Consider the following 21,408-nt stretch of genomic DNA (forward strand, 5'->3'; position numbering starts at 1 on the left):
CAGACTCCTCGGTGGATCGGCGTGGGGATCAGAACTGGAGGGACTTGGTCTGGAGGTACTCGGAGAGCCCGTGCGGGCCGAGCTCGCGCCCCACGCCCGACTGCTTGTAACCGCCGAAGGGCGCCAGGGGGTTGAAGCGTCCGCCGTTGATGTCGACCTGTCCGGTGTCCATGCGGCGGGCGAAGGCCACGGCCTCCTCGTCGTCGGCGCCCCACACGGCGCCGGCCAGCCCGTAGACGGTGTCGTTGGCGATGCGCAGGGCGTCGTCCACGTCCTCGTACCGCAGGATCGAGAGCACCGGGCCGAAGATCTCCTCCTGGGCGATGGTCATGCCGGGGGTGACGTCGGCGAAGACGGTGGGGCTGACGTAGTAGCCCTGGTCCTTGGGGGCCTCGGGGCCTCCCGCGACGAGGCGGGCGCCCTCCTCGACGCCCTTCTCGATGTAACCCCGCACCCGGGCCTGCTGCTTGGCGTTGACGAGGGGGCCGACCCGCTCGCCGGGTACGTACTTGGCCACCGCCGTGGCGGCGAGGCTCACGGCCTCCTCGTACCGCTCGGCGTCGACCAGCATCCGGGTCCAGGCGCTGCACGTCTGGCCGGAGTTGGACATCACGTTGGCCACGCCGACGTTGACGGCCTTCGCGAGGTCGGCGCCGGGCAGGATGACGTTGGCGGACTTGCCGCCGAGCTCCAGCGCGACGCGCTTGACGGCCGCTCCGGCGGTGGCCCCGATCTGCCGGCCGACGGCCGTGGAGCCGGTGAAGGAGACCAGGTCGACGTCGTCGTGCTCGGCGAGCGCCTGTCCGGCGACCGCCCCGATGCCGGTGACCAGGTTGAAGACGCCGGCCGGCAGGCCCGCCTCCTCGGTGGCCTCGGCGAAGAGCTGGGCGGTGAGCGGAGTGTCCTCGGCGGGCTTGAGGACGACGGTGCAGCCCGCGGCCAGCGCGGGGGCGACCTTGGCGACGATCTGGTGCAGCGGGTAGTTCCAGGGCGTGATCGCGCCGACGACGCCGACCGGCTCCAGCAGGACGGTCGAGTTGCCGAGCTTCTCCTCGAAGGCGTACGAGGCGGCCAGTTCGGCGTACGAGCCGGCGACCAGCACCGGTACGCCCGCGTGCACCGCCTGGGACAGCGGCAGCGGCGAGCCGAGCTCGGCGGTGACGGTCGCGGCGATCTCCTCCTTGCGGGCGGCGAGTACGTCGCGCAGCGCGGTGATCCTCGCGGCGCGCTCGGCGGGCGGGGTGGCCGCCCAGCCGGGGAAGGCGGCGCGTGCGGCGCGTACCGCGGCGTCGACGTCCTCGGCGGTGCCCGCCGGGACATGGCCGATGACCTGCTCGTCCGCCGGGTTCACGACCGCGATCGTGTCCCTGCCGGCGGCGGGCCGCCACTCCCCGCCGATGTACATCCCGTCATGCGCCTTCATGGCTGTCCCTCCCGGGCTCGCTGTGCCTGCCGCCGAAGCCGTGCGTCGTACGGACGGATGCCGTCCCGCGCCCAAACTAGCGCTGTTAGTTTTTCGGCGCCAGGGAACGGCTGGAGACACAGGTCACGCAGGGCCTCCGGCCACCCTCGCACGGCGGGCCGGGGGATGTCCCGGGTCGGGACGGGAAGCGCGGGGCCGGAACGCGCATCGGGCCGGAATCCGCGCCAGGTCCGGAATCCGGGTCGGGCCGGAACGCACATCCGGCCCGGAACTCGCGTCAGGCCGGATCCCGCTCGGCGCGGGGGCGTTCGGCGCGGGGCTCCGCCTCGTCCGGGGCCGGGGGCGGGGCCGGTGCGGCTCCGGGGGCCGGGTCCTGGTCCTTGTCCGCCGTACCGGTCCCGCCGCGCCTGAGCCCGAGTCCCGCCGCGCCGACGAGCAGGACCCCGAGCATCACGAACGGCGCGGCGGTGCCCGCGACTCCGGCGATCAGCCCGGCCGAGGCGGGGGCCGCGACCTGGCCCAGCCGGTTCCCGGTGAGCCTGAGGGCGAGCGCGGTGGAGCGGGCGGCCGGTGGGGCGGCCTGGACGACGGTGGTCATCGAGAGGGGCTGGCCGACCCCCAGGCAGAAGCCCAGCACGGCGAGCATCACGGCGAGCCCCCACACCGGGACGGGCAGGGCGACGGCCGCGCAGAGGAGGCCGCCGAGCAGGCAGGTCGTGGAGAGCAGGGCGGCCCTGCCGACCCGGCGCAGCATCGGTGTCATGACGAGCCGGCAGGCGATGGTCGCGGCGGCCCGCAGGCTGAGGAGCAGGCCGACGGTGGCGGGCGCGATGCCCCGGTGCTCGCCGACCACCGGCAGATAGGCGGTGAGGATGTCGGTGGCGCAGAGCACGGCGAGGCTGATGAAGATGCCGGCCGGGACCCCGCGGGTGCGCAGGATGCCGGCCACCGGCACCTTGTGGTCCGCCCTGCGCGGTGCCCCCGGGGCCACGCGGTGCTCGATGCGCCACAGCGAGGTGAGGGAGACGGCGGCGACGGCCGCGGAGACGATCAGGGCGAGGGCGCTCGTACGGGCCATGGCGCCGTCGCGCTCGGAGATGAGGTAGCCCGCGGCGATCGGTCCGACGAGCTGGCCGAGCGAGGCGCCGATGGTGAAGTGGCCGAAATTGCGGTCCTGTTCGGCGGGGGACGACTGCCGGGCGACGAGCGACTGGGCGCCGATCACGAAGCAGAGGTGGCCGAGGCCCATCACCCCGCTCCAGGCGGCCAGCGCCGTGAGGGAGCCGGAGGTGCCGCTGAGCGCGCAGCCGCCGCCGATCAGGAGCACTCCGACGGGCAGCAGCGGTGCGCAGCGGCCGTGGTCGGTCCGCCGGCCGAGGGGTACGGCGGCGAAGAGCGGCAGCAGCGCGTACACCCCGGCGATGACGCCGATCGCCTGCTCGTCGGCGCCCAGGGAGAGGGCCCGGTAGGAGACGGCGGGCCGCGCCATCGACACGGCCCCCTGCGCGAAGGCGAAGGCGATGACGAGGCGCAGCAGCCAGCCCCTGCCGGGCCGTGGTTCCGGAGGCATCAGATGATTCCGAAGAGGATGCCGGCGCCGAGGACCACCAGCGAGGTGAGCACGGCCCACTTGACGGTGAACCGGGTGTGGTCGCCGAACTCGACCTTGGCCATGCCGACCAGGACGTAGACGGCGGGCACGAGCGGGGACGACATGTGCAGCGGCTGGCCCACGATGGAGGCGCGGGCGACCTCCAGCGGGGAGACGCCATGGGCGGCGCCGGCCTCGGCGAGCACGGGCAGAACTCCGAAGTAGAAGCCGTCGTTGGACATGAAGTACGTCAGGGGAAGGCTCAGCACACCGGTGACGATGGCCATGTGCGGGCCCATCGCGTCGGGGATCGCCCCGACGAGCCAGTCCGCCATGTGCTCGACCATACCGGTGCCGGTGAGCACGCCGGTGAAGACGGCCGCGGCGAAGACCATGCCGGAGACGTTGAGCACGTTGTCGGCGTGGGCCGCGATGCGGGCCCGCTGGTCGGGCATGTGGGGGAAGTTGACGGTGAGGGCGAGGGCCGCGCCGAGCAGGAAGAGCACCGGGATCGGCATGAGCTGCAGGATCATCGCGGCCAGCAGGGCGACGGTGAGGCCGGCGTTGAACCAGTAGAGCTTGGGGCGGAGCGTGGACCGGTGCGGGTCGAGGCCCTTGAACTCCTCGTCCTCCTCCGCGTCCCCGGCGTCCCCCGCACCACCGGTGGCGGCGCCGGAGCCCTTCGGGGCCTTGGTGAGCCGGTCGCCGGAGCCACCGCCTCCCGCACCGACCAGGACGGTCTCGGGCTCGGTGACCAGCGCCTCGTCGAGGGTGAGCATGCCGAGGCGCTTGCGCTCGCGGCGGCCCAGGACGCAGGCGAGCAGGACGACGGCCAGGAGCCCGACGGCGAGGGCCGGGATCATCGGTACGAAGATGTCGGCCGCGTCCACCTTGAGCGCGGTGGCCGCGCGGGCGGTGGGGCCGCCCCAGGGCAGGGTGTTCATGACCCCGTTCGCGGTGGCGGCGACACCGGTCATCACGACCAGGCTCATCTTCAGCCGCTTGTAGAGCGGATACATCGCCGAGACCGTGATCATGAAGGTGGTGGAGCCGTCGCCGTCCAGCGAGACGACGGCGGCGAGCAGGGCCGTGCCGATGACGATCCGCATCGGGTCGGCCTTGCAGAAGCGCAGGATGCCCCGGACGATCGGGTCGAACAGGCCGACGTCGATCATCACGCCGAAGTAGACGATGGCGAACATCAGCATCGCCGCGGTCGGCGCGAGCGTGCCGACCCCTTCGATGACGTAGTCACCGAGCTTCGCGCCCTGCCCCACGGCCACGCAGAACAGGGCGGGGATCAGGACCAGTGCCGCGATCGGCGACATCTTCTTCATCATGATCAGGACCAGGAAGGTCGCGATCATGGCGAATCCGAGGATTGTCAACATATGGGATACCTAACGTTCACCTTTGAACTCTCACCGGTGCCGGCGGTCCGGATGACGTTAGGGGCCCCGAAGCAGCGTTAACAAGATGTTGACGTGTGAGCAATACGAGCAAAACCCCAGGTCAACGAGTCGGTGCTAGGGAGCCGGCGGCAAGGGACGGCGCCACGGAGACGGGGACGGCGTTGAGCACCGCGGTCCCGGACAGCGGGTCCAGGAGGGTGCCGTCCAGGAGCTGGTTCACATTGACGCCCGGCTCCGACCCGGCGACCGACATGCGGGTGCCCGGCCGGCTGTGGCCCCAGCCGTGCGGGAGGCTCACGACCCCGGCCCGTACGGAGTCGGTGATCTCGGCGGGCGCCTCGACCTCACCGCCCGCGGCGGTGATCCGGGCCGTGTCACCCTCGGCGAGTCCGATCCGGGCCGCGTCGTCGGGGTGGATCTGGAGGGTGCAGACGTTCGAGCCGCCGCGCAGCGAGGCGACGTTGTGCATCCAGCTGTTGTTGGACCGCAGATGGCGGCGGCCGACGAGGACGAGTCCGGCGGGCCGCGCGCCGAGTGCGGCGCGGAGCCTGGGGAGGTCGGCGGCGATCGGCGCCGGGAACAGCTCGATACGGCCGCTGCGGGTCCTGAGCACCTCCGGGACGCGCGGCTCCAGCGGGCCGAGGTCGATCCCGTGCGGATGTGCGAGGAGCCGCTCCAGGGTGAGGTCGTACGGACCGAGGCGGAGCATCAGGTCGAGGCGCCGTTCGGCTCCCGTGTCGCCGGTCAGCTCGCCGGCGAGCGACTCGGGGAGTCCGGCCCTGGCGAGCGTCGTGGTGATGACCAGGTCGTCGACGGCCTCGGGCGGCGCGCCGTGGTTGCCCCCGACGGCGAGGACGAGCCGGGCGAGGATCTCGCTCTCGTCCATCCGCCCGTCCTCCAGCGGGACGGCCGGGCGGCTGTAGCGGACCTGGTTGCGGACGGCGAAGGAGTTGAACGCGAAGTCGAAGTGCGCGCTCCGGGAGGGCGGCGGCGGGGGCAGGACGACGTCCGCGTGGCGGGCGGTCTCGTTGAGGTAGGGGTCGACGCTGACCATGAAGTCGAGGCCGTCGGCGAGTGCCCGGTCCAGGCGGTCCCCGTCGGGTGCGGAGAGCACCGGGTTGCCCGCGACGACGATCAGCGCCCTGATCCGGTCCTGCCCGGGTGTCTCGATCTCCTCGGCGAGTGCGGCGACCGGCAGTTCGCCCTTGGCCTCCGGGTGCCCGGAGACCCGGCTGCTCCAGCGGCCCAGGTCGAAGCCCTTCCCGGGGGCGGCGGCGCGCGGGGCGCGGGCGGTGGCGGAGAGCGGGAAGAGGGCGCCGCCGGGGCGGTCGAGGTTGCCGGTGAGGATGTTGAGGACGTCGACGAGCCAGCTGGCCAGGGTGCCGTGCTCGACGGTGCAGCTGCCGATGCGCCCGTAGACGGCCGCGGTGGGGGCGGCGGCCAGCTCCCGGGCGATCGCCCGGATGGTGTCCGCCTCCAGGTCGCAGGCGCCGGCGACCGCCTCGGGGGTGAAGTCGGCGACGGCTTCGGCGAGTTCGTCGTAACCCTCGATGTGCTCGGCGAGCGCGCCGGGGTCGGCGAGCTTCTCCTCGACGAGGACCTGGGTGAGCGCGGCGAGCAGCAGGGCGTCGGTGCCGGGCCTGATGGCGGCGTGCCGGTCGGCGAGCCGCGCGGTGCGGGTGCGGCGCGGGTCGATGACGGTGAGGGTGCCGCCGCGCTTGCGGAGCGCCTTGAGCTTGCCGGGGAAGTCGGGGGCGGTGCACAGACTGCCGTTGGACTCCAGCGGGTTGGCACCGATCAGGAGCAGATGGGCGGTGCGGTCCAGGTCCGGTACGGGGATGGCGTGGGCGTCACCGAAGAGCAGTCCGCTGGAGACGTGCTTGGGCATCTGGTCCAGGGTGCTGGCGGTGAAGACGTTGCGGGTGCCGAGCGTGGACAGCAGCAGCGGCGGATAGAGCCCGCCCGCCATCGTGTGCACGTTGGGGTTGCCGAGGAAGACGCCGACGGCCTGCTTTCCGTGTTCCCGGATCAGGGCCGGGATCCGGGCGGCGATCACGTCGAAGGCCTCGCTCCAGGTCGCCTCGCGCAGGACGCCGTCCGTGCGGACGAGCGGGGTGCGCAGCCGGTCGGGGTCGGCGTCGAGGCCGCCGAACGAGGCGCCCTTGGGGCAGATGAAGCCGTGGCTGAGGACGTCCTCGCGGTCACCGCGGGCTCCGGTGACCTCGGTGCCCTCGATGGTGAGGGTCAGTCCGCAGGTGGCCTCGCAGAGCGGGCAGACGCGCAGAGCGGTACGGGATGCGTGGGACATGGGCCCTCCCCGGGGCGGCGGCGGTGGCGCGCGGGCGTGAACCGGCGGCCCGCGGCGCGCTCGGCGGGTGCGGGCTCCCGGAGGACCGAGCATACCGACCGGTACGGATGCTGGCGAGGTGCCGACGCCACCCCGTTCCCACCGCCGCCGGACTCCCCCCGTACCCCATCACCACCGCCAGGGCCCGCCGCGAGGGCCGCTATTCGAGCACTCCCGCGAGATAGGCGTGGAGCAGGATCCGGGTCTCCGCTATCAGGTCCGGGTCGCCCGCCGGGTCGGCGCGGAAGGCGAGTTGCAGCAGGGCGTCGGCGGCCTGCACACAGACCAGGACCGCGCGCAGCAGACGGGCGTCGGAGGCGGCCCCCTCGTGCCCCCGGCCCAGATGCCCCAGGAGCAGCTCCGTCAGGCGTCCCGCGACACGCCGGTTCGCCTCCTCGTCCAGGGGTCCGGCGGCGGGCACGGGCGGACCGAAGTCGACGAGGGCGAAGCCGGCGGCGGAACGCTTCATCGCCAGGTACTCGTCGAGCACGGCGTCGATGGCGGCACGCCACTCGCGCTCCGGAATGGCCTCCAGCCTGGCGACGACCCGCCCGGCGTAGACCTCCAGGTTGCGCTCGGCCAGGGCCTCGACGAGCGCCCTCTTGTTGGGGAAGAAGCGGTAGACGGATCCGATGGGCACTCCGGCCCGGTCGGCGACCGCCCGGGTGGAGAGCTGCTCGTAGCCGGTCTCGTCGAGCAGCGCGGCGCCGGCGTCGAGGATGCGGGCGAGCCGGTCGGCGCTGCGCTGCTGCACGGGGACGCGTCGGAGGTTCGTATGAGCGTGGGACACGACTCCATGATGCCCGGATGCCGTTGACGGGCCACGTTTCGATTCCTACGGTGATCCATAGGATTCTCCGTCAGGGGGTCCACGGGATTCCTCATCCGACGGGAGCGCATGATGAGCGGCATCGAGCAGACGAGGAAAGCGGCGGAGAACCTCGGCCATCTGTCCGGCTTCGGCAACGAGCACAGTTCGGAGGCCGTCCCGGGCGCCCTGCCCCACGGCCGTAACTCGCCCCAGCGCGCGCCGCTCGGGCTGTACGCGGAACAGCTGAGCGGCTCGGCCTTCACCGAGCCCCGCGCCCGTAACCGCCGTTCCTGGCTGTACCGGATCCGGCCCTCGGCCGCCCACCCGGCCTTCGTCCGCACCGACAACGGCGCCCTGCGCACCGCCCCCTTCACCGAGACGGTCCCCGACCCCAACCGGCTGCGCTGGGACCCGCTCCCCGAACCCGCGCCCGGCACGGACTTCCTGGCCGGCCTGTGGACGCTGGGCGGCAACGGCGACGCCACGCGGCGCGCCGGCATGGCCATCCATCTGTACAGCGCGAACTCCTCCATGACCGACCGGGTGTTCAGCGATTCCGACGGGGAGCTCCTGATCGTCCCCGAGCGCGGCGGACTGCTGCTCCGCACCGAACTGGGCCTGCTGCGGGCCGACCCGGGCCATGTGGCGCTGATCCCGCGCGGGGTCCGCTTCCGGGTCGAGCTGCTGGACCCCACCGCCCGGGGGTACGTCTGCGAGAACTACGGGCAGCCGTTCGTGCTGCCCGACCTCGGCCCGATCGGCGCCAACGGCCTGGCCAACGCCCGGGACTTCCTGGCGCCCGTCGCCGCGTACGAGGACCGTGAGGGCCCGGTCGAGGTGGTCAACAAGTTCTGCGGGAACCTCTGGTCGGCGACGTACGGCCACTCGCCGCTCGATGTCGTCGCCTGGCACGGCAACCACACGCCGTACGTCTACGACCTGCGCCGTTTCAACGTCATGGGCACGATCAGCTACGACCACCCGGACCCGTCGATCTTCACGGTGCTGACCTCGCCGTCCGACACCCCGGGGCTCGCGGGTGTCGACTTCGTCGTCTTCGCGCCGCGCTGGCTGGTCGGCGAGGACACCTTCCGCCCGCCGTACTTCCACCGCAACGTGATGAGCGAGTACATGGGCCTGATCGAGGGCGCGTACGACGCCAAGGCGGGCGGCTTCGTGCCCGGCGGCGGCTCGCTCCACAACATGATGTCGGCGCACGGCCCGGACCGTGAGACCTTCGACCGGGCGAGCGCGGCGGAGCTGAAGCCGCAGAAGATCGACGACGGCCTGGCGTTCATGTTCGAGACCCGCTGGCCGGTGACGGCGACCGCGCAGGCCGCGGGCGCGGACCACCTCCAGCGCGGGTACGACGACGTGTGGCAGGGTCTGAGCCGCAACTTCCGGCCGTGAGACCGCACCGCCGGCCGCGCCGCAGAGAGATCGGGTGAACCGGATGGATCAGGTGAACGAGGCGGGCCGCCCCGGGTTCGCCCCCGACTCCCTGGTGCTGAACCGGAAGCTGCCCCTCTGGTACCAGGTCTCGCAGTCCCTGCGGGCGTCCATACTGGGCCGCCCCCAGGACGCCTCGACGCGGCTGCCGACCGAGGAACAGCTCGCCGTGCACTACGGGGTGAGCGTCCTCACCATGCGCCAGGCGCTCAAGGAGCTGGAGAGCGAGGGGCTGATCAGCAGGCACCGGAGGCGCGGCACGTTCATCGAGCCGCGCGCCCGGCGGGTGTCACCGGTCCGGCTGATGGGGTCGATCGACGCGATCGTCGCCCAGCAGTCGGGCGAGCGGACGACGGTGCTCGGCCACGGCCGGGCGCCGGTCCCCGGTGATCTCGCCGAGTTCTTCCCGGACTGCCCCGAGGTGGTCAGCTACCGGCGGCTCCGCTGCGACGAGGGGACGGGCGAGCCCACCAACTGGGCGGAGAACGCGGTGCGCCCGGAGATCGCCGCCCGGCTCGACGTGGCCGATCTGGAGCGGTGGCCGATGACCAAGGTGCTGCGCGACGCCGTCGGCGTACGGATCTCCCGGATCACGGACACCGTCGAGGCGCGCCTCGCCGACCCCGCCACGGCCGAGCTCCTCGGGGTACCGCTGCTCAGCCCGATCCTGCACTACACGGGGGTGACGTACGACGAGGACGGCACCGTGGTGGACGTGGCGCGCATCCGCTACCGGGGCGACCGCTTCTCCTTCTCCGTGACCGTCGACGCCCACTGACGGCGGCTCCGCCGCCGGGCTCGTGACGGCCACGGGCGGTCGTTACGATGCCGGGGGCGGCGGACGTGGCGACGGGGAGGACGACACGGTGGCAGCAGGGATGGCGGCCGGAGCCGGCGGGAGCGACGAGGCGCTCCCGCTGCTCGACGACCTCATGCCCTGGTCGGTGCGCCCCCTGAGACCGGGCCGCCCCTGGGTGACGGCCCCCGAGGCCGCCTCGCTCCGGGCCCGCTGGGATCTGCTGGCGGGGGCCGAGGGAGCCGAGCAGGAAGGGCTGTTCCGGCCCAGCCGCTCCCGTACGCCGCTGACCCCGGCCGCGGCGCTGCCGGGCAGGCCGACCGGGACGAGCGCCTTCGCCCGGGACCCCGGACCCTGTCCCGAACCGGTACGGATCGCGCACGGCCCCTTCGACGAACAGTGGCTGATTCCCGACCACCGGCTGCTCGACGTGGCCCGCCCCGAGCTGTGGCGGGTCGCCGACGGGCACCAGCTCTTCGCCATGGAGCACGGATACGTGCCCCAGGACGGCGGCCCCGCCCTCTCCGCGACCACGCTGCTGCCGGACGGCCACTCCCCCGCGGGGCGGCCCGGCAGGATACGGCCGCTCTACCGGCGGCCGGGCGGCCTGGAGCCCAATCTCGCACCGGGCCTGACCGGTGAGCTGACCACGCGGTACGGGACGCCGGTCACCGCCGGGTCCGTCCTGGCCTGGGCCGTCGCCGCCGCCCGCCCCTCCCCCGCCGGGCCGCTCGTCCCGCTGCCCGCCGACGGAGCGCTGTGGGCGCGGGGCGTGGAGCTGGGCGAGGAACTGCTGCGCGTCCAGCTGCGCGGGGCACGGGGCGGAGGACGCCCGCGTCTGCCCGGCGGCCGGCGCCCCTATGTACGGGCCGCGATCCCGCCCCGGCCGGACGAGCTGCGGTACGACGCCGCCGAGGAGGCGCTCCTCGTCGGCGAGGGCCGCGTCTCGCCCGTGCCCGCGGGAGCCTGGGACTTCAGGGTCGGCGGGGTGCGGATGCTGGAGCTGTGGTTCGAGCGCCGCACGGCGCCGGCGGAGGGGCTGGCGGCGGTGGGGCCGCGCGGCTGGCCGCAGGAGCGGACGTCGGAGCTGCTGGAGCTGATCACCGTCCTGGCGCTGCTCGCCGGGCTGCGGCCCGGGCAGCGGGAGCTGTGGGAACGGCTGGAGGAGGCGGACGTACTGACCCGGGAGGGGCTGCGCACGGCCGGGATCCTTCCCGTGCCGGCGTCGGCGCGGCTTCCGGCGTCCGTGCTGGACCACCAGGAGGAGGGCCCGGAAGGGCAGTTCGCACTGCTGTGAGAGAGCGGGAAGTGGCCACCGCTGTCGGCGTGTCGCGGGCCGAGGACACTGCGGGTCGGGCGCCGCCGGTGGGTGCCGTACCGGCGCTGGGGGAGCACACCGACGCAACGCTGCCGGCCCTGGGGATGACGGACGGGCGGACAGCAGCACTGCGCCGGGACGGAGTGATCGCGGACGCGGCCCTGAGCGGAGGGCCGGTCGTGTACAGCCGTCGGTCAGCGGCGGCTGCCGAAGAGCGAGCGCCGCAGTCGCCGCAGCGGGGCGAAGAGCGAGACTCGCGCGCTCCTGCTCCTGCGGGTGTGCGCGGCGTCGCGCGAGGTGAGCTCGAGCATCAGCAGCGTCGCCTCCGCCGACTCGCGCTGCGGAACGGCGGGGCCGCCCAGCACTGCGAGATGGCGGTCGAGGCGCGAACTGGTCGCACCGCTCCCACATGTGATGGCAGGCACACGCGGCCTGCTGCGCATCGTTATCTGTTCCATGTCACTCCCCACCCGTACGAGGGCACCCGGCCCGGGCAGGTTAACCCTATCGTCCCGCAGTGACACTCGTGTATCCCGGCCGCAGGATTGCATACCCGTACACGGTGGTTGACGGCCCGTTACCGGATCCTGTCGGCCCCGGGGCGGGTTGAGTTAGCTTGGAGGGGATTCGTCCGTACTGCGCACCGCTGCTGATGGAGGGTCACCGATGAGCGAAGTCCCGGGTACCGGCCGTGTGATCGCGGATCGTTACCGCCTTCTGGACCCCCTGGGCGAGGGCGGGGCGGGCATCGTGTGGAGCGCCCGTGACGAGGTGCTGGGGCGCGAGGTGGCCGTGAAGGAGGTGCGGGCCACGGAGGCGCCGTCCGCAGCCGGAGCCGAGCCGCCGTACTCCCGGCTGGAGCGCGAGGCCCGGGCGGCGACCCGCTTCTCGCACCGCAACGCGGTGGCCGTGCACGACGTGGTCACCCAGGACTCCCGGCCCTGGATCGTGATGGAGCTGGTCCGGGGGCTCGCCCTGTCCGACGTACTGGCCGCGGACGGCCCGCTGTCGCCCCGGCGCGCGGCCCGGATCGGCGCGGAGGTCCTCGCGGCGCTGCGGGGCGCCCATGACGCCGGGGTGCTGCACCGCGATGTGAAGCCGGGCAACGTGCTGCTGGCCAACGACGGGCGGGTGATGGTGAAGGACTTCGGCATCACCCCGGCCGACGGTCTGTACGGCCTCACCGTGACGGGTGAACCGATCGGTTCGCCGGAGTACCTCGCGCCCGAGCGTGCGCTGGGGCGCGCGCCGGAGCCCGAATCCGACCTCTGGTCGCTCGGAGTGCTTCTGTACGCCGCCACCGAAGGGCGGACTCCGTTCGGCCGGGACACCCCGCCGGACACCCTGCGCGCCGTGTGTGCGGAGGAAGCACCTCCCCCGGAGCGGGCGGGGGCGCTCGCTCCGGTCATCGAGGGGCTGCTGAACAAGGATCCGGCGGAGCGGCTCACGGCATCGGACGCGGAGCGCCGACTGCGGATCCTGGCGGCGGGCGGGACCGGTGCGCCCGGCGGCGGGACCGCGGGCCCGCCCGTGCCGCCGCCGGACGACGGTACGGCTGACGGCGGTTCCGGGGACGGCGCGGCGGCCGGGGCCGGGGCTCCCGGTGCCGGTACGGGTGCGCCCGGATCCGTCGGTCCCCCGAGCCGCACGAGCGTCCTGGTGGCGGTGGGGGCCCTCGTCGCGCTGCTCATCGCCGGGGGCCTCGCCTGGGCGCTGACGGCCGACGACGACACGGACGGGAGGAGCGGCGGGAAGGTGGCGCCGGGCGGGGCGGCGGTGACCGTGCGGCAGGGGCCCGCGGAGCCGTCGGGCCTCACCGGCCTCCTGTGACGGGCGGGCCAGGCAGGGCGGGCGGGACGGGCGGCGCGGTCAGGAGAGGCGGGTCGGGCGGGACGGGGAAGGGGACCCCGCGGGGCGGAGTCCCCTCCTCGGCGTACGGCCGGGCCGGTGCGCCGTGTTCAGGAGGCGCGGTCGGGTGCGGTCAGGCCTTCGAGCTGAGGACGGGCAGGTAGCCACCGGACTGCCCGGCGGCGGTGGGGTGGTAGGACTCGCCGATGTTGAGCCAGTTCACGCTGTGCAGCCATGCGCTGCCGGAGCAGATCTCGTGTCCGGTGAAGGTGGAGGTGACGTCGCCGAAGGTGAAGCCGTGATCCGCCGCGCGCTTGGCGGTGGCGGCGTTGAGGTAGTCGGCGGCGCCGTTGATGGCGGACCGTTCCTTCTCGCTCAGGCCGGCGATGCAGCTGCCGCCGAGCTGGTAGAAGCGCGGGTAGCCCAGGACGACGACGTGGGCCGAGGGCGCTTTGGCGCTGATCGCCGCGTACACGGAGTCCAGTTTGCCGGGCAGGGTCGAGTCGACGTAGGCGCGGGCGGTGGCGACACGGCTCAGACAGGTGGCCTCGGACTGGAGGACACAGGTCGTCATGACATCGGCGAAGCCGGCGTCGTTGCCGCCGATGGAGATCGAGACGAGGTCGGTCGAGGAGGACAGCGGGCCGAGCTGACCGGCCGTGACATCGCCCGTCCTGGCCCCCGAGCACGCGGTGAAGGCGAACGAGGCGGGGTTGTTGGCGGCCTTCCAGAGGGCGGGGTAGGCACGGGTGCTGCGCTTGCAGTCGCCACTGGCGCTGTCGTAGCTGCCGGCACCGACACCCGACGAGTACGAGTCACCCAGGGCGACGTAGTCGACGGCCGCCGATTCCTCGGCCTGGGCGACGCCCGCACCGGTCAGAGCGAGAAGGGTGCCGAGCAGGAGAGAGGACGAGAACGCCACGAGTCTGGACATTTTCATGGAACCTCCTTGGGCAGGATCTCTGCCTACTCCGTGGTAGCAGGACCGAAGTGAATTCCGGAAGTGTCCATGCCAAGAAGCTTCGACAACACGCCCCTGACGTCCTCCTGACGGCACGTCATATCCAAATCAGGGCATTCGGTGCACCGGTGGCACATTCGAGCACGCGGATCATCGGCGTCGGCACCGGCACGGCTCCGGAAACCTGGGTGCGCGGGGTGGCGCCGTGCCGGATCATGGGCGCCATGTCTGCCAACCCCGAGTCCGCCCTGCCGATCCGGCTCAACGTCGACGACAGCGATTCGCCGTCCGACGTCGTGGACGCGCTGTTCCTGGGCCGCTTCGCGACGGGCGAGCAGCCGCACTCGCACAGCTCCTCCCTCGACCGGGTCAAGTCGGGGGCGACCCTGCTCCCCTCCACGGCCACGGTGCTGAGGTCGGCCCGTGACGACGACCGCAGCGCGACCCTCGCCGAGGGCGACGGCTGGACGCTGCTGGTCTCGCGGTGGAACCGGGGCGCCGACGTCACGGTCACCGCCACCACCGCCGAACTGGCCCGGAAGGTCCTGTCCGAGGCGACCGACGGGGCCCAGGACGAGCCGGAGCCGCAGCCGGAGAACGTCACCATGGGCTTCTGGTACGTGTCCCCGCGCCGGGGCCCGCACCGCACCACCCGGCAGATCGCGGCCGGCACCTGGGAGGAGGTCCGGTCCAACTACACGGCCCCGGTGGCCGACGCGATGGACCGGCTGATGAAGGTCACCCCGGACGACATCGCGGGCCGGCTGCTCCTGCTGCACGGCCCTCCCGGTACGGGCAAGACCTCGGCACTGCGCACCCTCGCCCGGTCCTGGCGCGACTGGTGCCAGGTCGACTGCGTCCTGGACCCGGAGCGGCTCTTCAACGACGTCGGCTATCTGATGGACATCGCCATCGGTGAGGACGACGGTTCGGCGAAGGGGCGGTGGCGGCTGCTGCTCCTGGAGGACTGCGACGAGCTGATCCGGGGCGAGGCGAAGCACACGGCGGGTCAGGCGCTGTCCCGGCTGCTCAATCTGACGGACGGGCTGCTGGGCCAGGGGCGCAATGTGCTGGTGGGGGTGACGACCAACGAGGACCTGGAGCGGCTGCACCCCGCGGTGGTCAGGCCGGGCCGCTGCCTGGCCCGCATCGAGGTGGGCTCGCTGACCCGCGCGGAGTCGGTGGCCTGGCTGGGCACGGAGGAGGGGCTCGGCCGGGAGGGCGCGACGCTCGCGGAGCTGTACGCCCTGCGGCGGGGCAGCGGCCCCGCGTCCGTACCGAAGCAGGACGCGGGGGCGGACGCGGGGCTGTACCTCTGAGCCGCACGGCCGTGTCTCCGAGCCGCACCGCCACGCTCCCGAGCCGCACGGCCGTGTCTCCGAGCCGCACGGCCTTGTCCCCGAGCCGCACCGCCACGCTCCCGAGCCGCACGGCCGTGTCTCCGAGCCGCACGGCCTTGTCCCCGAGCCGCACCTCCGCACCGCGTCCCCGGGCGGGCGGTCCGCGCGGCCGGGGGCCGGGCCCGGTCCGTCACCGCGCGTAGGCCGCCCGCACCGCGTCCTCGGCCAGGGCCAGCGCGTCGGCCCTGGACAGGCCGAGGCGCTGGGCCTGCTCGGCGTACTCCTGTGCCGCCGTCGCCGCGTGGCGGGCCGCGGCGTCGCCCGCGGCGGCGACGAACGTCCCGTTGCGTCCCCGTGTCTCGATCACCCCGTCGCTCTCCAGCGCCCGGTAGGCCTTGGCCACCGTGTTGGCGGCGAGGCCGAGTTCGCCGGCGAGGCCGCGTACGGTCGGGAGGCGGTAACCGACGGGCAGGGCGCCGGAGCGGGCCTGCTCGGACAGCTGGGCGCGCAGCTGCTCGTACGGGGCGGTGGCGGAGTCCGGGTCAACGGCGATCTTCAGGGTCACGGGCCGATTCTCTCCCACCGGGTGGTCCCGTCACCGGCCGCGCCGCCGGAAATTCGGAGGCGGCCCGGTCTCGGCCGGGTTAGCGTCCGCGCATGACGGTCCTCGTACGTGACTTCCTGCCGACCGACGCCGAGGCCTGGGTACGGGTACGGCGTGCCGCGCTGCCGTACATGGTGACGACTCCGGAGCAGGTCCTCGGCGACCTGGCCGGCTCCCCTCCCGAGCGGCACTACCGCCTGCTGGTCGCCGAGGACGCGGGCGAGGTGATCGGGACCGCACAGGTGGGCCTCTCGCACGAGAGCCCGAAGCCGGGCCAGGGGTTCTGCAATCCGTACGTACATCCGGACAGGAGAAGCAGGGGCGCGGGGTCGCTGCTGCTGCGGGCCGGTGAGGAGCATCTGGCCTCCGTGGGCGCGACCGACGTCTTCACCTGGGTGCTCGACGAACCGGATCACCGCGCGTTCGCCGGGAAGCGGGGCTACGCGGCACGCAGGCCCGCGCACTTCCTCCGGCTCGGCCTGGCGGACGGCGCCCTCCCGCCGCTGCCGGAGCCGCCTGCCGGGGTCGCGCTGCTCACGGCCGTGGACTTCGAGGACGATCCGCGCCCGCTGTTCGAGGCCGACGCGGAGGTGACCTCGGACGAGCCGAGCGATGTGCGGGTGGAGTTGTCCGACTACGAGAACTGGCTGGCGACGACCTGGCGGCGGTCCGGCTTCGACCGCGCCCTCACCACCGTCGTGACGGTGGACGGCCGGGTCGCGGCGTTCAGCGCGGCGGAGACCGACGGCCTCACCCGCTACTGGTCGGGCATGACCGGCACCCGGCGCGCCTTCCGCGGCCGGGGGCTGGCGAAGCTCGCGAAGAACGACTCCCTGCACCGGGCGCGGGCCGCCGGGTACACGGACGCCTACACCGGCAACGACGCCGACAACGGCCCGATGCTGGCGGTCAACCGCTGGTTCGGCTACGAGATCTGTGCCACGGAGGTACGCCATGTCCGCCGTCTCCCCTGAGAACACCCTGTCCGTCAGACTGGTCAAGGCGGGCCGCACGAAGATCAGCTACCCCGCGGACCTCGTCGGCGACGACGGCACCCGCATCACCGTCCGGGCCCCCTGGGCGGCGCCGGAGGTCCGGGACTTCGGCTTCGTACGGTTCGAACCGGGCGATGTCCTCACCGAGCACTACTGGCGCGACCGGTGGTACGCGGTGAAGGAGGTCCGCACCGGAGCCGGCCTGCTGAAGGGCTGGTACTGCGACATCACCCGGCCCGCCGTGCTGCGGGGCATCGAGCTCCTGGTCGAGGACCTGGACCTGGACCTCTGGGTGTCGGCGGACGGGGCGTCGGTGCTGCGGCTGGACGAGGACGAGTTCGAGCAGAGCGGTCTGCCGGACCGGGACCCGGAGGCGGCCGGCGAGGCCCTGCGCGCCCTGGACGAGCTGGAGCGCCTGGCCCGCACCGAGGGACTGGCGGGACTCGTCACCTGAGCGGGACGCGGGCACCGCCGACGGCGGGCGCTGCCCGCGCCCGCCCGGGCAGCGCCCGCGGACGGTCTCAGCCTGACGGCCGCTCAGCCGGTACGGGGCCGGGCTCAGGGGGCAGGAAGCGCCGCAGCACCGGGGCGACGAGGCCGGCCAGCGTGCCCGCGTCCAGGTCCGTTGTTCTCCGCTCCGGCGTCTCCGCGCTCTCCGCCCACCGCAGCAGCCCCAGCACGAGGTGCGGATCGTCACCCCGGCCACGGTCGGCGGCGGCCGCCGCCACCGGGTCGAGCCCGCGCAGCAGCGCCCGTACGAGAACGCCCTCGCCCCACCCCGCCTCCATCGGTTCCGGCAGTCTGCCCAGCCAGGCCAGCAGGGCCCGCGCACGCCGGTGTCCGTCCGGCTCGGCTCCGGCCAGGAGACCGCTCAGCTCATCCACCCGCGCCGCGTCGAGATCGGCGCACTCACGCCCGGACACCTCTGTCAGCCGCTTCCGCAGCACGCCCGGCACATGACGCGCCTCCAGCAGTCCGGCCCCGTGGGGTCCTCTGCCCGCCTGCCGGAACTGCGGCCGCCCTTCGCGCAGTTGAAGCGCGTACGCGAGCCGGGTGGAGAGGAGGGCCAGCCGCCGGGCGGTCCCCTGCCGGGCCAGCAGGAGCAGGAGTCCGGCCGGGTCGGCGAGGTCGAGGTTGCCGCTGAACCGGCCGCCCTCCCACAGCAGGGCGTCGCTCCCGTGCAGGCTCGCCCGTCCGAGCAACTGCCCCTCGCCGCCCCGGAGGGCGAGAGTCGTACTGCCGGGGCAGCGGCAGCGGTCGTCCCCGACGGTGCCCCGCGTCGACAGGACTCTCAGCTCCGCGAGGGCTTCGGCCGTGTCGATCCGCGCGAGCACCGTCCGTTCGTCCAGCGGTTCCGGGCCCTCTCCCCCGTCCAGCACCTCGACGAGACGGGTCCCCGCCCACACCTCGTCCCACCACGTCTCCACCGGATGCCCCATGGCGCCCAGTGTCCCCTCTCCATCAAGGCCGTGTCGCCATGAGGGCCGAGCGCGCGCCGGAGCCGGTCAGCTCCAGGGGGCGACCAGCTCCACCTCGTGACCTGCCGTGTCCGTCAGGCGGGCGGCGTAGGGCCCGCTCTCGTCGGCGTACGGCGGGGGGTCGGCCGGCAGCGGCCGCCAGCCGTGGCCCGGGGCGTCCGCGAGCAGGGCGTCGAGCGTGGCGCGGTCGCGGACGTGGTACGCCAGCCGGCCGACGCCCGGGCGCGGGCGGTCGTGCCCGGCACCGGCCGGGCCCGGTGGGTGCTCGATCACCAGATAGCTGTCGCCGCGCCGCCAGCTGCGCCCGTGTGCCCAGCGCTGGTACGGGACGTGGCCGAGGCGGCCGAGCAGCCAGCCCCACTCCGCCTCCGCCTCCGCCAGGTCGGGCACCCACAGCTCGACGTGGTGCAGCCGGCCGGTGGAGGTGGCGGACACCGGCAGCGGGACGGCGCGCGGGGCCCCGTCCGGGTCGTGGGCGATACCGTCGGTGTCCTGGTGCCAGTGGATCAGGAAGCGCTGCCCGGCGCGGTATCCGTCGAGGCCGGCGCGGCAGTACGCCACCATGTCGTCGGGCAGGGCGTCCAGGGGGAACCAGTCCAGCTGGGAGCACTTGTCGGGCTCGGCGTTGCGGGGCGGGCGCGCGGGATCGTGGTCCGCCTCGAAGAACCACCCCATCCTGGGGTTGCCGCCCGGGCCCCTGTGCTGCATGACCAGGGCCACCCGGAGCTCGTCGGGATCGAGCTCGACGCCGATCTCCTCGGCCGCTTCCCTGACCATCGCCGCCCTGACGTCCTCGCCGTCCTCCGCGTGACCGGAGGGGGCGTGGAGCAGCCCGTCCGCGTATCCCGTGCCGGCGCGCCGGGCGAGCAGTACGTCGGCTCCCCTGCGCAGGACGAGATGGACGTCGACGACCTCGGTGTGGCGGTGCGGCGGCTCGGCGCGGGCCACCAGGGCGTACCGCTCGTCGTCGACCTCCTTGCCCCAGAGCAGGGGGTCCCCGGAGAGCGGCTCGTGGTGGACGCGCTCGGTGTGCTCGGTGAGGAGCGCGGTGAGCCGGTCCGCGGAGAGCCCGGTGCCGTTCCACACGCCTTCGACGAGCACCAGCCGGCCGCCCGGGCGCAGCAGCGAGAACCAGTGGCGCAGGACGGCCGCCGGGTCGGGCAGCAGCCACACGATGTGCCGGGCGAGGATCACGTCGAACCGCTGCTTGCCGACCGGGGGGTGCGCCGCGTCGCCGACGAGCACCTCGGTGCCGGTCCCGGCCAGCTTGGCGCGGGCCTGTTCCACCATGCGTGTCGACCGGTCCACGGCGGTCACGCGGTGCCCCTGGCCCGCGACGAGCAGCGCCAGGCTGCCCGTACCGCATCCGAGGTCGAGGACCGCGGAGCGTGCGGTGGGCAGCCAGGTCTCCATCCGCCGCGCCCAGGCGCTGCGGACCACCGGGTCGTGGAGCCCGTGGTCGGGCTCCTCGTCGAAGGAGTCGGCGGCGGCGTCCCAGTCGATCGTGGTCATGCCCCCGATCCTCTCAGCCGCCACCGACAATCCGTCACGCCCTGTTTCGCGCCAGCACCTTCCGTACCAGCGGCCACGCCAGGATCAGCGCGACGACGACGTAGACCGTCACGGAGAACGGGGTGTTGACCAGGCCGGTCACGCTTCCGTCGCTGATCTGGAGGGCTCGCCGCAGCTGCTGTTCGGCGGACGGGCCGAGGATGACCGCGATGATCGCGGGCAGCACGGGCAGTCCGTACCGCCGCATACCGAAACCGATGAGCCCGATCACCAGCAGGATCACCAGGTCGACGGCCTCACCGCCGACCGCGTAGGCGCCGACCGCGGCGAAGAAGAGGATGCCCGCGTAGAGGTAGGGGCGCGGGATCCGCAGGAGCTTCGCCCAGAGCGGTGCGAGGGGCAGGTTCAGCGCCAGCAGCAGCACCATGCCGACGAAGAGGGAGGCGATCAGGCCCCAGACCAGCTCGGGTTCACGTTCGAACAGGAGCGGGCCGGGCTGGATCCCGTACTGCTGGAAGGCGGCCAGCATGACGGCGGCGACGGCGGTGGTGGGCAGGCCGAGGGTGAGCATGGAGACCAGGGTGCCCGCGGCGGAGGCGGAGGCCGCGGACTCCGGGCCGGCGACGCCCTCGATGGCCCCCTTGCCGAACTCGTCGCGGTGCTTGGAGAGCCGCTTCTCGGTGACGTACGAGAGGAAGGTGGGTATCTCGGCGCCGCCCGCCGGGATCGCGCCGAACGGGAAGCCGATGAGGGGCCCGCGCAGCCAGGACTTCCAGGTGCGCCGTACGTCGGCCTTGCCGAGCCAGGGGCGGCCGACGGGGATCGGCTTCCCGCTGGAGCGGCGCAGGTGCGCGGCGACCCAGAGGGCCTCGCCGATGGCGAAGAGCCCGACGGCCACGATCACCACGTCGACGCCGTCGGCCAGTTGGAGCGAGCCGAAGGTCATCCGCTGCTGGCCCGTCATCTGGTCCAGGCCGACGAGGCCGATGGTGAGACCGATGAGGAGCGAGGCGAGGCCGCGGATCCGGGAGGAGCCGAGGACGGAGGTGACGGCGATGAAGGCCAGCACCATGATGGCGAAGTAGTCGGGGGCGCCGATGTCGACGGCGAGCGAGGCGACGGTGGGGGCGAGGACGACCAGCAGGATCGTGCCGATCATGCCGCCGGCGAAGTGGCCGATGGCGGCGGCGGCGAGCGCCTGGGCGCCGCGTCCGGCCTTCGCCATGGGGTTGCCCTCGATCGCGGCGACGACGGCCGCGCTCTCCCCCGGGGTGTTGAGGAGGATCGAGGTGGTGGAGCCGCCGAACATCGCGCCGTAGTAGATCCCGGCGAACATGATGAAGGCACCGGTCGGTTCGAGTCCGTACGTCACCGGCAGCAGCAGCGCCACGGCCATGGCGGGGCCGATGCCGGGAAGCACGCCGATCGCCGTGCCGAGCAGGACACCGAGGGCCGCCCAGAGCAGGTTGACCGGCGTGAGCGCCGTGCCGAAGCCGTCGATGAGGGAGTTGAGGGAATCCATG

At 73.4% G+C, this 21,408-nt stretch carries 18 protein-coding genes; 7 read left to right on the top strand and 11 right to left on the bottom strand.

The features are described from left to right. Window positions 1-28 precede the first annotated feature (28 nt). From ACZ607_RS28590 to ACZ607_RS28610, 5 genes are all read right to left on the bottom strand, one after another. Window positions 29-1,423 carry an aldehyde dehydrogenase family protein gene (locus ACZ607_RS28590; protein WP_469739156.1) on the bottom strand — a complete coding sequence of 465 codons (1,395 nt, stop codon included), beginning with the start codon at window positions 1,421-1,423 and terminating at the stop codon, window positions 29-31. A gap of 277 nt (window positions 1,424-1,700) precedes the next feature. Continuing rightward, window positions 1,701-2,993, bottom strand: a complete 1,293-nt coding sequence (locus ACZ607_RS28595) for an MFS transporter (RefSeq protein ID WP_469739158.1) — start codon at window positions 2,991-2,993, stop codon at window positions 1,701-1,703. Continuing rightward, the gene (locus ACZ607_RS28600) at window positions 2,993-4,405 is read right to left on the bottom strand and encodes a CitMHS family transporter (RefSeq protein ID WP_469739160.1); all 1,413 of its coding nucleotides are present in this window, start codon (window positions 4,403-4,405) and stop codon (window positions 2,993-2,995) included. Before ACZ607_RS28600 ends, ACZ607_RS28595 begins: the two co-directional genes overlap by 1 nt. Window positions 4,406-4,526: 121 nt before the next feature. Next, entirely contained in the window at window positions 4,527-6,734 is a 2,208-nt protein-coding gene (locus tag ACZ607_RS28605) for a molybdopterin oxidoreductase family protein (RefSeq protein ID WP_469739162.1), read from the bottom strand. A 199-nt stretch (window positions 6,735-6,933) separates the two neighbouring features. Next, on the bottom strand, window positions 6,934-7,563 hold the full coding sequence (locus ACZ607_RS28610; protein WP_469739164.1) for a TetR/AcrR family transcriptional regulator: 630 nt from the start codon (window positions 7,561-7,563) through the stop codon (window positions 6,934-6,936). A 111-nt stretch (window positions 7,564-7,674) separates the two neighbouring features. Between ACZ607_RS28610 and hmgA the strand changes: the two genes are divergently transcribed. From hmgA to ACZ607_RS28625, 3 genes are all read left to right on the top strand, one after another. Continuing rightward, on the top strand, window positions 7,675-8,994 hold the full coding sequence (gene hmgA, locus ACZ607_RS28615) for a homogentisate 1,2-dioxygenase (protein WP_469739166.1): 1,320 nt from the start codon (window positions 7,675-7,677) through the stop codon (window positions 8,992-8,994). 43 nt (window positions 8,995-9,037) lie between these two features. Beyond that, window positions 9,038-9,811, top strand: coding sequence for a GntR family transcriptional regulator (locus tag ACZ607_RS28620; RefSeq protein WP_469739168.1), 774 nt, complete (start codon window positions 9,038-9,040; stop codon window positions 9,809-9,811). Window positions 9,812-9,899: 88 nt separating this feature from the next. Next, complete coding sequence (locus ACZ607_RS28625) at window positions 9,900-11,126, top strand: type ISP restriction/modification enzyme (RefSeq protein WP_469739170.1); 1,227 nt, start codon at window positions 9,900-9,902, stop codon at window positions 11,124-11,126. 215 nt (window positions 11,127-11,341) lie between these two features. On the opposite strand, the gene ACZ607_RS28630 is transcribed toward ACZ607_RS28625, so the two are convergent. Then, window positions 11,342-11,605, bottom strand: coding sequence for a hypothetical protein (locus ACZ607_RS28630; protein ID WP_078598324.1), 264 nt, complete (start codon window positions 11,603-11,605; stop codon window positions 11,342-11,344). Window positions 11,606-11,813: 208 nt separating this feature from the next. Between ACZ607_RS28630 and ACZ607_RS28635 the strand changes: the two genes are divergently transcribed. Next, the gene (locus tag ACZ607_RS28635; protein WP_469739172.1) at window positions 11,814-12,977 is read left to right on the top strand and encodes a serine/threonine-protein kinase; all 1,164 of its coding nucleotides are present in this window, start codon (window positions 11,814-11,816) and stop codon (window positions 12,975-12,977) included. A gap of 151 nt (window positions 12,978-13,128) precedes the next feature. Here the strand turns inward: ACZ607_RS28635 and ACZ607_RS28640 are convergent, their stop codons facing one another. Next, window positions 13,129-13,935 (bottom strand): SGNH/GDSL hydrolase family protein, encoded by an 807-nt coding sequence (locus tag ACZ607_RS28640; protein ID WP_469739174.1) that lies wholly within the window; start codon window positions 13,933-13,935, stop codon window positions 13,129-13,131. Between the two features lie 245 nt (window positions 13,936-14,180). On the opposite strand from ACZ607_RS28640, the gene ACZ607_RS28645 reads away from it, so the two are divergent. Beyond that, window positions 14,181-15,275, top strand: coding sequence for a DUF5925 domain-containing protein (locus ACZ607_RS28645; RefSeq protein ID WP_469739176.1), 1,095 nt, complete (start codon window positions 14,181-14,183; stop codon window positions 15,273-15,275). A gap of 211 nt (window positions 15,276-15,486) precedes the next feature. Here ACZ607_RS28645 and ACZ607_RS28650 read toward each other — a convergent pair whose 3' ends face one another. Then, window positions 15,487-15,861: a GntR family transcriptional regulator gene (locus tag ACZ607_RS28650; RefSeq protein WP_469739178.1), complete on the bottom strand. Its 375-nt coding sequence runs from the start codon at window positions 15,859-15,861 to the stop codon at window positions 15,487-15,489. A 92-nt stretch (window positions 15,862-15,953) separates the two neighbouring features. Here ACZ607_RS28650 and ACZ607_RS28655 point away from each other — a divergent pair, with 92 nt between their 5' ends. Together ACZ607_RS28655 and ACZ607_RS28660 are read left to right on the top strand one after the other, a co-directional pair. Further along, entirely contained in the window at window positions 15,954-16,874 is a 921-nt protein-coding gene (locus ACZ607_RS28655; protein WP_469739180.1) for a GNAT family N-acetyltransferase, read from the top strand. Beyond that, window positions 16,855-17,349 (top strand): ribonuclease FAU-1 family protein, encoded by a 495-nt coding sequence (locus ACZ607_RS28660; protein WP_469739182.1) that lies wholly within the window; start codon window positions 16,855-16,857, stop codon window positions 17,347-17,349. Before ACZ607_RS28655 ends, ACZ607_RS28660 begins: the two co-directional genes overlap by 20 nt. Before the next feature lie 67 nt (window positions 17,350-17,416). Here ACZ607_RS28660 and ACZ607_RS28665 read toward each other — a convergent pair whose 3' ends face one another. From ACZ607_RS28665 to ACZ607_RS28675, 3 genes are all read right to left on the bottom strand, one after another. Further along, window positions 17,417-18,334 (bottom strand): hypothetical protein, encoded by a 918-nt coding sequence (locus ACZ607_RS28665; RefSeq protein ID WP_469739184.1) that lies wholly within the window; start codon window positions 18,332-18,334, stop codon window positions 17,417-17,419. Window positions 18,335-18,400: 66 nt separating this feature from the next. Then, window positions 18,401-19,885, bottom strand: coding sequence for a methyltransferase domain-containing protein (locus ACZ607_RS28670; protein WP_469739187.1), 1,485 nt, complete (start codon window positions 19,883-19,885; stop codon window positions 18,401-18,403). 34 nt (window positions 19,886-19,919) lie between these two features. Continuing rightward, complete coding sequence (locus ACZ607_RS28675; RefSeq protein WP_469739189.1) at window positions 19,920-21,407, bottom strand: tripartite tricarboxylate transporter permease; 1,488 nt, start codon at window positions 21,405-21,407, stop codon at window positions 19,920-19,922. Window position 21,408: the final 1 nt, after the last annotated feature.

The sequence above is a fragment of the Streptomyces sp. NPDC104381 genome (assembly GCF_055583745.1).

Bases quoted from the DNA above. Each gene is read 5' to 3' on its own strand.
- ACZ607_RS28655 (WP_469739180.1), top strand. From the start codon at position 15,954: ATGACGGTCCTCGTACGTGACTTCCTGCCGACCGACGCCGAGGCCTGG.
- hmgA (WP_469739166.1), top strand. From the start codon at position 7,675: ATGAGCGGCATCGAGCAGACGAGGAAAGCGGCGGAGAACCTCGGCCAT.
- ACZ607_RS28675 (WP_469739189.1), bottom strand. From the start codon at position 21,407: ATGGATTCCCTCAACTCCCTCATCGACGGCTTCGGCACGGCGCTCACG.
- ACZ607_RS28600 (WP_469739160.1), bottom strand. From the start codon at position 4,405: ATGTTGACAATCCTCGGATTCGCCATGATCGCGACCTTCCTGGTCCTG.
- ACZ607_RS28645 (WP_469739176.1), top strand. From the start codon at position 14,181: ATGTCTGCCAACCCCGAGTCCGCCCTGCCGATCCGGCTCAACGTCGAC.
- ACZ607_RS28620 (WP_469739168.1), top strand. From the start codon at position 9,038: ATGGATCAGGTGAACGAGGCGGGCCGCCCCGGGTTCGCCCCCGACTCC.
- ACZ607_RS28590 (WP_469739156.1), bottom strand. From the start codon at position 1,423: ATGAAGGCGCATGACGGGATGTACATCGGCGGGGAGTGGCGGCCCGCC.
- ACZ607_RS28670 (WP_469739187.1), bottom strand. From the start codon at position 19,885: ATGACCACGATCGACTGGGACGCCGCCGCCGACTCCTTCGACGAGGAG.
- ACZ607_RS28605 (WP_469739162.1), bottom strand. From the start codon at position 6,734: ATGTCCCACGCATCCCGTACCGCTCTGCGCGTCTGCCCGCTCTGCGAG.
- ACZ607_RS28660 (WP_469739182.1), top strand. From the start codon at position 16,855: ATGTCCGCCGTCTCCCCTGAGAACACCCTGTCCGTCAGACTGGTCAAG.
- ACZ607_RS28595 (WP_469739158.1), bottom strand. From the start codon at position 2,993: ATGCCTCCGGAACCACGGCCCGGCAGGGGCTGGCTGCTGCGCCTCGTC.
- ACZ607_RS28640 (WP_469739174.1), bottom strand. From the start codon at position 13,935: ATGAAAATGTCCAGACTCGTGGCGTTCTCGTCCTCTCTCCTGCTCGGC.
- ACZ607_RS28635 (WP_469739172.1), top strand. From the start codon at position 11,814: ATGAGCGAAGTCCCGGGTACCGGCCGTGTGATCGCGGATCGTTACCGC.
- ACZ607_RS28665 (WP_469739184.1), bottom strand. From the start codon at position 18,334: ATGGGGCATCCGGTGGAGACGTGGTGGGACGAGGTGTGGGCGGGGACC.
- ACZ607_RS28630 (WP_078598324.1), bottom strand. From the start codon at position 11,605: ATGGAACAGATAACGATGCGCAGCAGGCCGCGTGTGCCTGCCATCACA.